This window comes from Aeromonas sp. s1(2024) (assembly GCF_040908005.1).
GTDB classification, from domain to species: domain Bacteria; phylum Pseudomonadota; class Gammaproteobacteria; order Enterobacterales; family Aeromonadaceae; genus Aeromonas; species Aeromonas caviae.
In genome coordinates this window covers 25,248-33,207 of record NZ_JBFOCW010000060.1, presented here as the reverse complement: position 1 = coordinate 33,207, position 7,960 = coordinate 25,248, and the positions used below count along the sequence as shown (strand labels likewise).

The window sequence follows — 7,960 nt, the reverse complement described above, 5'->3', positions numbered from 1 at the left end:
GGTAATCCCCCCGAAAAACCAGGGTGCTCATAAGTAGAATTTTCCCGTACCTTGAACGCAGGAGGTTCTACATGAAAACATCACGCTTTAGCGATACCCAGATCATCGCCATCCTCAAACAAGCTGAGGCTGGAGCTCCCGTCCCGGAGCTCTGCCGCGAGCATGGCATCAGCACGACCACCTTCTACAAGTGGCGTTCCAAATTCGGGGGGATGGATGCCTCCCTCATGGCTCGACTCAAGGAGCTGGAGGACGAAAACCGCCGCCTCAAGAAGATGTACGCCGAGGAGCGCCTCAAGGCAGAGATCATCACCGAGGCCATGGCAAAAAAGTGGTAACGCCATCTGCCCGCCGGGAGATGGCGACCAAAGCCGTGACTCACTACGCCATATCCATCCGTCTGGCTTGCCGGATCTTCAAGGTCAGTGAAAGCTGCTATCGCTATCAGCCCGTGCTGGTCGATGAAAACCAGGAAATTGCCGATTGGCTGCTACGTATCACGGCCAGCCAGCGCAACTGGGGCTTCGGGTTATGCTTTTTGTACCTGCGCAACGTCCAAGGCTTTGGCTGGAATCACAAACGGGTATACCGGATCTATCGGGCGCTGGAGCTCAATCTGCGGATAAAACCCAGGAAACGGTTGGTTCGGGCTAAGCCAGAGCCGTTGGCGGTTCCCGACCAGCCTAATCAGTGCTGGTCGATGGACTTTATGCATGACCAGCTCAGCGATGGCCGCTCGGTGCGGCTGTTTAATGTGATCGATGACTTCAATCGTGAAGCGCTGTGCATCGAGGTGGATTTCTCCTTACCCGCCTCACGAGTCAAACGGGCGCTGGAGCAGGTGATCACGTGGCGAGGTAAGCCCGCCATTATCCGATGTGACAATGGCCCGGAATACATCAGCGAAGAGCTCAAGCGATGGGCGAAACAGGAGGGGATAACCCTGGGCTATATCCAGCCAGGAAATCCGCAGCAGAATGCCTACATCGAACGTTTTAACCGCACGGTGCGCTACGACTGGCTGGGCCATTACCTGTTTGAGTCACTGAATGAACTACAGGAGTTTGCCACGAACTGGCTGTGGGTTTATAACCATGAGCGGCCCAATATGGCGCTGGGTGGCTACACGCCGAAACAGCGTCTGGCACAGGCCGCATGACCTCTACTTTTGAATGCCCCTAAAAATGGGGGGATTACCCCAGGGCGAAGATCTCGCCGGCCTGCTGGTGAAGCACCCGCCCCGCCTCGGTCAGGCTGAGTCTGCGGGTCGTGCGCTGGAGCAGCTGGGCATTGAGGGTGGACTCCAGGGCGCTGACATGGCGGCTCAGCATCCCCTTGCTCACCCCCAGGGCATCGGCAGCGGCGGAGAAACTGCCCCGCTGCACCACTTCATAGAAACTGGCCAGGTGGGTGATATCCATCATTAGCACCAATATAGAAACAATGGGTTCATCATAAGCGCTTTTTCTCCCTTTTTATCCCGCTATCATCAACTCATCTCAACCAGGAGCGATAGATATGAAGATTGTGATTGTGGGTGCCTCCGGCACCATTGGCGCCGCCGTCAGCGAACTGCTTGCCCAGGATCACCAGGTGATCCGGGTCGGTCACAGCCAGGGGGATGCCAGAGTGGACATGCGCGACCCCGCCTCCATCAGAGCGCTCTTCGAGCAGGTCGGGTCCTTCGATGCCCTGGTGGTCGCCAGCGGCAGCGTCGCCTTCAATGCCCTGACCGAGATGACGGACGAGCAATGGCAGGTGGGGCTTCAGAGCAAGCTGATGGGCCAGATCAACCTGACCCGGGCCGCCATTGCCCACCTGAGCGACCGTGGCTCCATCACCCTCATCAGCGGCATTCTGAGCGAGGAGCCCATCCACTGGGGGGTGAGCGCCACCACCATCAACGGTGCCATCGAGCACTTCGTGAAAGGGGCCGCCTGCGAGCTGCCAAGGGGCATTCGCATCAACGTGGTGAGCCCCACCGTACTGGAAGAGTCCATGGGCAAGTATGCCGACTTCTTCCCGGGCTTCGTGCCGGTACCCGCCGCCCGGGTGGCCCAGGCCTACAAGAAATCGGTACTGGGGGTACAGACCGGTCAGATCTTCCGGGTCAATGGCTGAGCGCTCCGGACAACCCAATGAAAACGGGCCCCGTCATGGGGCCCGTTTTGTCATCTGCGTTGCAAGCGCCTCCCCTGCCACCGGCAAACGTTTGTGCGCCTGCGGCAAAAAAAGCGGTCGGCCTCAGTCGATCAGGCCGTACTGCTCCCGCAGTACCTCGATGATCTCCTGCTTCGGATTGGCACTGCGTACCAGCGGCTGACCGATGATCATCTCGGCGATCCCCACATAGGTGCGGGAGATATCCATCATCACCTCGGTGGGCAGCTTGTTGTCACGGGCCAGGGCGAAGCGCTCGGGCATGCGGTTCTTGTTGAGCAGGATGTCCGGATCCGGGAAGTGGTTCAGCAGCCACTGGCGGAAGCCCTCTTTGGACTTCTCGATGATCTCGCCGCCGCGAAGGGCTGCGCCGTCCCAGATGCGGGAGCTGTCGGGGGTGCCCACTTCATCCATGTAGATGAGCTTCTCGCGACCGGCGGCATCGGTCACGTAACCGAACTCGAACTTGGTGTCGACGAAGACCTGATCCAGGGCAGCCAGCGCCTCGCTGATGACGTTGAAGCCCTCTTTGAGCAGCGCCTCGTAGCGGTCGATGTCCACCGGGGAGCGGAAGCCGAAGGCCTGATGGTGGCGCTCGATGTCGCCGCGGGAGACGTTGACGTCGTCCGCTTCCGGCACGCCATCCAGCCCCTTGAGGATCCCCTTGGTGGACGGGGTGATGAGGATCTCGGGCAGCTTCTGATCCTTCTTGAGCCCTTCCGGCAGGGTGATGCCGCAGAATTCCCGCTCACCATCCTTGTAGGCACGCCACATGGAGCCGGTGATGTACTGGCGGGCAATGGCCTCGATCATCACGGGACGGGCTTTTTGCACGATCCAGACGAAGGGGTGCGGGATGTCCAGGATGTGGCTGTCCGCCAGCCCCTGCTCCTTGAACAGCTTGAACCAGTGGCTGGAGATGGCATTGAGCGCCGCGCCCTTGCCCGGCACGCCGTTCAGACCGTCCACCCCTTGCCAGATGCAGTCGAAAGCCGAGATGCGATCACTGATCACCATGAGGGCCAGGGGCGTATCGGCCGGCACATCATAGCCTTTCTCCCGAATGAGCCGGGCACTGTCTGCCGGGGTCAACCAGTAGACGCTGCGCACTTTGCCGGAATGGACAGGTTTATCGGTACGGATCGGCAAATCGTCGTTCACCGCCAATACTTGATCTGCAAGACTCATGGCTAATAACACTTCCTGTTGTGGGACTAGTTAGGCAGGGGCACCAGACCCCTGTCTGTGGGGGATTCACATCATCAGGTACTCAGGCCCGGGGCAACCGGCTCGGCACGCTGGCCCTGCGGCAACCCGGACATAACAAAACAGGGGCGCGAGGCCCCTGTTTCCATGCTTACTTCGCCCCCTGATCGGCCAAGCCCTTGGCAAAGGCCTCGGACAGGCTGATGTACATCTGGGAGATGACACCGGATGCGACAGGCTTCTTGTCCTTGTCGAACAGGGTGATGGAGGTCTTGCCGCCCGTCATCTCGCCGAGCTGGAAGCGATACTTGTCTTCCTCGAGCTTGAAGGGCTCCGCTCCCTTTGCCTTCCAGAACTCGCTGTCCGGCTCGTCGTACTCCACGTCGATCCAGCCCAGGGACTGCTGGGTGTCCTTGATGGTGAAACCATAGGCAGGCAGCACCTGATTGAGGCGGCGCCACACCTGGTCAAACGACCCTTCGGCAATCCAGGCGCTCAGCTCGTTGTTGTCCAGACCCAGCTCCAGCCCCATGCCATCGCTGGACTTGTGCTGTTCACGGGCCTTGAGCTGCTTGTCGTAATAGAGGGAGAACTGGTTCAGGGCGCGGGTAGCATAACGCTGGGCGTCCGCCGGTGTCAGCACAGTGCTGGTCTCGCCGTCGATGGTCTCTTCGTGATCCAGCACCCGTACCGACATTTTGATGGCGTGGCGCTGCACATCGTTGCGCAGGGTGAACTGGTAACGCTGACGGATCTTGAAGTCATCGTCATCTTCCGCCCAGCCATCGAGCACCGCTGAGTTGTCAAACCAGCCGGTCTGCAAGACGCCGTCCTGCTGGTCCAGCTTCTCGGTGGTGACCTTGTGTTCGGCCAGGAAGTTCATCAGGAAGGCCCAGGTATCGCGCTCCACGCTCTGGGAGGTGCTGAGGGCATAGAAGGCGACGGTTGGCTCGCTGGCATTGGCCACCACCTGGCTGCCGGGCACCACGGTGAGCAACTGGGCGGGCGGACGCACGTCCACCTTGGCCCCGAGGGCGCCCTCACGGCTGCTCTCGGGCAGGGCCGGAATGTCGAAATTGCTGTTAAAGGCGGGGGTACTCAACCCGGCGGGCACAAGGAAGGCGCGGCCTTCGAGGCGGCTCTCTTCATACTCGAAGCCACGGTTGGCCATTTTGCGTTCCTGGGGTGAGCTGCAGGCAGCCAGCACGGCCACCGTCGCGACACTCAGCACCAGGCGCACTGCATTTCCCTTTCCATTTGCTTTAAACACTCGCCATCAACTCCGCAGTCGTCAGTGCTCGCGCCATCGCCGCTTCCCCCTCGGGGGTGAGATCGGTCAGGGGCAGACGCAAGGTCGCCGTCGCCATCAATCCCAGCCGGGCACAGGCCCATTTCACCGGAATGGGACTCGGTTCACAGAACAGAGTCTGATGCAACGGCATCAATCGATTGTTGATGTCATGAGCCTGCCCGGCATCACCGGCCAGGGCAGCACGACACATGTCGGCCATCTGGGGCGCCGCAATATTGGTGGTGACCGAAATGACACCATCGCCCCCTTGCAGCATAAAATCACATCCGCTGGCGTCATCGCCACTATAAAGCGCAAAATCCGGCCCGCACAGTTCGCGCAGCAGCGGGGTACGGCCAAGATCGCCAGTCGCTTCTTTCAAACCTATGATGCCGGGCACCTTGGCCAGACGGGCCACCGTCTCAGGTTTGAGGTCACAGCAGGTGCGACCGGGCACATTATAGAGAATTTGAGGCAGACCACTAGCCTCGGCGATCGCACAATAGTGACGATAGAGGCCTTCCTGGGTGGGTTTGTTGTAATAGGGGGTAACCGAGAGACCCGCCACCACGCCCATGGTGGCGAAACGCCGGGAGAGGGCGATGGCGTGAGCAGTATTGTTGGATCCGCAGCCCGCGATGACGGGAATGCGTCCGGCGGCGTATTCCACCGTCTTCTCAACCACGGCGATATGTTCCTGCTCGCTCAGGGTGACCGACTCTCCCGTGGTTCCCACGGCGACGATGGCGCTGGTCCCGGCATCCACATGATATTCCACCAGCGCTGCCAGACTGACCCAATCGATGTCGCCCGAAGGCAGCATGGGGGTAACGAGCGCAACAATACTACCGCGTAACATGGATAATTCTCCCGATTTTCAGGGGCGTAATGGTAAAGCTGCCCCTTTTGAAAAACAAGGGAGGCAGGGGACAAGCCGTGTTACCATCCGGCACAAAACGTATGAATGCACGAGCGCACAAGAGGCCTCACGGCAGGGTGCCGGCCCCCGCGGTCAACGCATTCTCAATAATGGACGAGAGACGATTTATGACTCACTACCTGGTCGTAACGGCCATCGGCACGGACAGGCCTGGCATCGTCAATGAGGTGACCCGTCACGTCAGTGGCTGCGGTTGCAACATTGTCGACAGCCGTCTTGGCATCTTCGGCAACGAATTCACCTTCATCATGCTCCTGTCCGGTGACTGGAACAGCCTGATGCAACTGGAAATCAGCCTCCCACTGCGCAGCCAGGAGTGGGATCTCATCACCATGATGAAACGCACCGAGCGCCACCACTCCCTGCAATATGACATCAGCGCCAGCGCAGAGGTGCTGATCCGGGATCAGCCGGGCATCGTAAGTCAGTGCACCCAGTTCTTCAGCGATCACGGCTGGGACATTCAGGCCATGCAGACCATCACCCTGGAACAGCAGCCCTTCAACCTGCTCAAGGCGAACTTTCAGTTGAATCTCTCCAAGCAGGGAGAAGAGCCTGGCTCGAAGACAGCCTTCGCCGATTTCTGTCGTGGACTGGGCGCCGAGTCGTTCGAATTCATCGTCAATCACAAGTACGCCTGACGGCGTTTATCCGAGGAGACCCCATGTCACCACTAGAAGCTGGTACCCAGGCCCCCGATTTCTCCCTCTCCGATCAGGACGGCAATCAGGTTCGCCTCGCCGACCTGCGCGGCAAGAAGGTGCTGATCTATTTCTACCCCAAGGCGATGACCCCGGGTTGCACCACCCAGGCCTGCGGTCTGCGCGACGTCAATAGCGAGCTGGCTGCCCTCAATGTGGTGGTGCTCGGCATCAGCCCTGACAGCGCCAAGCGCCTGAAAAAGTTCGAGGAGCGCGACAACCTCAACTTCCGCCTGCTGGCCGATGAGGATCACGCGGTGGCCGATGCCTTTGGCGTCTGGGGCCCGAAGAAGTTCATGGGCAAGGAGTATGACGGCATTCATCGCCTGAGTTTCCTCATCGACGAAGAGGGCAAGGTTGCCCATCGCTTCGACAAGTTCAAGACCAGCGATCACCATCAGGTGGTGCTCGACCTCGTCAAGGGCTAAGCCACCAGCGGTATTGTTGCAGGGCTCGCCATGGCGGGCCCTCCTCGTTTCACCACGGCATCAGCCCCCACTCTCTGGCGGCTCACCAAGGCACCTCCTCCCGCCTTTTCTCGCCAACCTCCCCTCTCAGATCAAAAAATTCATCCTGGATATGGGTTAACGTGACCCCAGATTCATTTTCCAGCGAGACAGCCCATGAACATGAGCCACACCGAACGCCTGATCCTGAGCAACCAGTACGAGATCCTGGCCAAACTCAATCCGGAAAAGGCGGCGTTTTACCAGCGTGCCAGCACCATCGTCGAGCGCGGCTACTGCCTGCAGATCCTCGAGCTGGAGAAGAGCTTCGGCCATCTGGACCTCGCCACCTGCCAGGAGGTGCTGGACACCCTGGAGCTGCACCATGCACTGGCCATCTCCTGGGGCAACCTGGATGCCAGCGCCCGGGCCGATGTCAACGAGAGCCGCCTTGCCTTCAACGGCTACAGCCGCAGCCAGGAGCGGGAACTGGCGGATTACGTCTGCTTCCTGCTGGAAGTGGACAAGCGCTTCCCCGAACTGCCCTGCCCCTGCGACGAGCTCTCCAGCGACATCGCCATGCGGGACAAATACCAGCGCATGCTGACGGTCTGGCGTCAGTGCCCCCGTCAGTACAAGCTCTCCATCCAGGAGATCAGCAAGGTGCTGGCCGCCTGAATGTGAAAAAGGCGCCTGAGGGCGCCTTTGTCGTCAGTCTGACTTCGGAAAGTCATTCGTAGAGGAAGGATTTGTCCAGCTGCTTGAAGGCGGCGTTGAGGGTATCGGCCAGCTCTTCGTAGCGGGGACGGGCCACCAGCTGACGTTGACCCCCCTGCTCGTTCATCTTGCCGTTTATCTCCCGATACCAGGTGGCGAGGGAGGGGGGCAGCCGGGTATCGGCGCGCTGGCCGAGCCAGTAGTACCCTTGCAGCGGCAGGCTGAGCAGGAAGAGCACGGACGCCATCACGGAGGGCCAGTAATGAAGCTCGCCAAACTGGAACTGCACCATGACGCTGAGCACCGCCAGTGCCGGAATCACCTTGAGGGCGAATTCGGTGGCCTTGATCACCCGATTCTCCGGGAACATGGAATTAAGCTCGGGACGGCGCGGCCAAAGAGTCATATAATGACGGCCTTGCTGTAATTTAGTTCCAAAAATGTTCATGCTCATGCTACCTCCGAGCTCTTTTCGAACGCATTAACGGCAAAACCTCGA

At 59.7% G+C, this 7,960-nt stretch carries 9 protein-coding genes and 1 pseudogene; 5 read left to right on the top strand and 5 right to left on the bottom strand.

Going from position 1 to position 7,960, the window contains the following annotated elements; genetic code table 11:
- Nucleotides 1–71: 71 nt before the first annotated feature.
- Nucleotides 72–1,159 (top strand): IS3-like element ISKpn10 family transposase gene (locus tag AB5Y70_RS14760; RefSeq protein WP_099368947.1). Its coding sequence is split into 2 segments (ribosomal slippage): nt 72–324 and nt 324–1,159, totalling 1,089 coding nucleotides; the frame shifts between segments, so codons are not numbered across the junction.
- Nucleotides 1,160–1,199: 40 nt separating this feature from the next.
- Here AB5Y70_RS14760 and AB5Y70_RS14755 read toward each other — a convergent pair.
- A pseudogene (locus AB5Y70_RS14755) lies at nt 1,200–1,421 on the bottom strand (LysR family transcriptional regulator); the annotation flags it as partial.
- A gap of 97 nt (nt 1,422–1,518) precedes the next feature.
- Here AB5Y70_RS14755 and AB5Y70_RS14750 point away from each other — a divergent pair.
- Nucleotides 1,519–2,121 (top strand): short chain dehydrogenase, encoded by a 603-nt coding sequence (locus AB5Y70_RS14750; RefSeq protein WP_041211120.1) that lies wholly within the window; start codon nt 1,519–1,521, stop codon nt 2,119–2,121.
- 123 nt (nt 2,122–2,244) lie between these two features.
- Here the strand turns inward: AB5Y70_RS14750 and AB5Y70_RS14745 are convergent, their stop codons facing one another.
- The 3 genes from AB5Y70_RS14745 to dapA all read right to left on the bottom strand — a co-directional run bounded on the left by AB5Y70_RS14745 (nt 2,245) and on the right by dapA (nt 5,516).
- Nucleotides 2,245–3,348 (bottom strand): phosphoribosylaminoimidazolesuccinocarboxamide synthase, encoded by a 1,104-nt coding sequence (locus AB5Y70_RS14745; RefSeq protein ID WP_180907015.1) that lies wholly within the window; start codon nt 3,346–3,348, stop codon nt 2,245–2,247.
- A 169-nt stretch (nt 3,349–3,517) separates the two neighbouring features.
- Nucleotides 3,518–4,636: an outer membrane protein assembly factor BamC gene (gene bamC / locus AB5Y70_RS14740; RefSeq protein WP_029313833.1), complete on the bottom strand. Its 1,119-nt coding sequence runs from the start codon at nt 4,634–4,636 to the stop codon at nt 3,518–3,520.
- On the bottom strand, nt 4,629–5,516 hold the full coding sequence (gene dapA, locus AB5Y70_RS14735; protein WP_029313831.1) for a 4-hydroxy-tetrahydrodipicolinate synthase: 888 nt from the start codon (nt 5,514–5,516) through the stop codon (nt 4,629–4,631). The genes bamC and dapA overlap by 8 nt, the downstream gene beginning before the upstream one ends.
- 188 nt (nt 5,517–5,704) lie before the next feature.
- Between dapA and AB5Y70_RS14730 the strand changes: the two genes are divergently transcribed.
- The 3 genes from AB5Y70_RS14730 (at nt 5,705) to AB5Y70_RS14720 (ending at nt 7,422) form a co-directional block, all read left to right on the top strand.
- Nucleotides 5,705–6,238: a glycine cleavage system protein R gene (locus tag AB5Y70_RS14730; protein WP_010673166.1), complete on the top strand. Its 534-nt coding sequence runs from the start codon at nt 5,705–5,707 to the stop codon at nt 6,236–6,238.
- Nucleotides 6,239–6,261: 23 nt separating this feature from the next.
- The gene (bcp, locus tag AB5Y70_RS14725) at nt 6,262–6,726 is read left to right on the top strand and encodes a thioredoxin-dependent thiol peroxidase (RefSeq protein ID WP_010673165.1); all 465 of its coding nucleotides are present in this window, start codon (nt 6,262–6,264) and stop codon (nt 6,724–6,726) included.
- 195 nt (nt 6,727–6,921) lie between these two features.
- Nucleotides 6,922–7,422 carry a YfbU family protein gene (locus AB5Y70_RS14720; protein ID WP_042016678.1) on the top strand — a complete coding sequence of 167 codons (501 nt, stop codon included), beginning with the start codon at nt 6,922–6,924 and terminating at the stop codon, nt 7,420–7,422.
- A gap of 52 nt (nt 7,423–7,474) precedes the next feature.
- Here the strand turns inward: AB5Y70_RS14720 and yfbV are convergent, their stop codons facing one another.
- A complete protein-coding gene (gene yfbV, locus AB5Y70_RS14715) occupies nt 7,475–7,915 on the bottom strand; it encodes a terminus macrodomain insulation protein YfbV (RefSeq protein WP_029313829.1) in 441 nt (146 codons plus the stop codon).
- Nucleotides 7,916–7,960 lie beyond the last annotated feature (45 nt).

Bases quoted from the DNA above. Each gene is read 5' to 3' on its own strand.
- AB5Y70_RS14720 (WP_042016678.1), top strand. From the start codon at position 6,922: ATGAACATGAGCCACACCGAACGCCTGATCCTGAGCAACCAGTACGAG.
- dapA (WP_029313831.1), bottom strand. From the start codon at position 5,516: ATGTTACGCGGTAGTATTGTTGCGCTCGTTACCCCCATGCTGCCTTCG.
- yfbV (WP_029313829.1), bottom strand. From the start codon at position 7,915: ATGAGCATGAACATTTTTGGAACTAAATTACAGCAAGGCCGTCATTAT.
- AB5Y70_RS14750 (WP_041211120.1), top strand. From the start codon at position 1,519: ATGAAGATTGTGATTGTGGGTGCCTCCGGCACCATTGGCGCCGCCGTC.
- bcp (WP_010673165.1), top strand. From the start codon at position 6,262: ATGTCACCACTAGAAGCTGGTACCCAGGCCCCCGATTTCTCCCTCTCC.
- AB5Y70_RS14730 (WP_010673166.1), top strand. From the start codon at position 5,705: ATGACTCACTACCTGGTCGTAACGGCCATCGGCACGGACAGGCCTGGC.
- AB5Y70_RS14745 (WP_180907015.1), bottom strand. From the start codon at position 3,348: ATGAGTCTTGCAGATCAAGTATTGGCGGTGAACGACGATTTGCCGATC.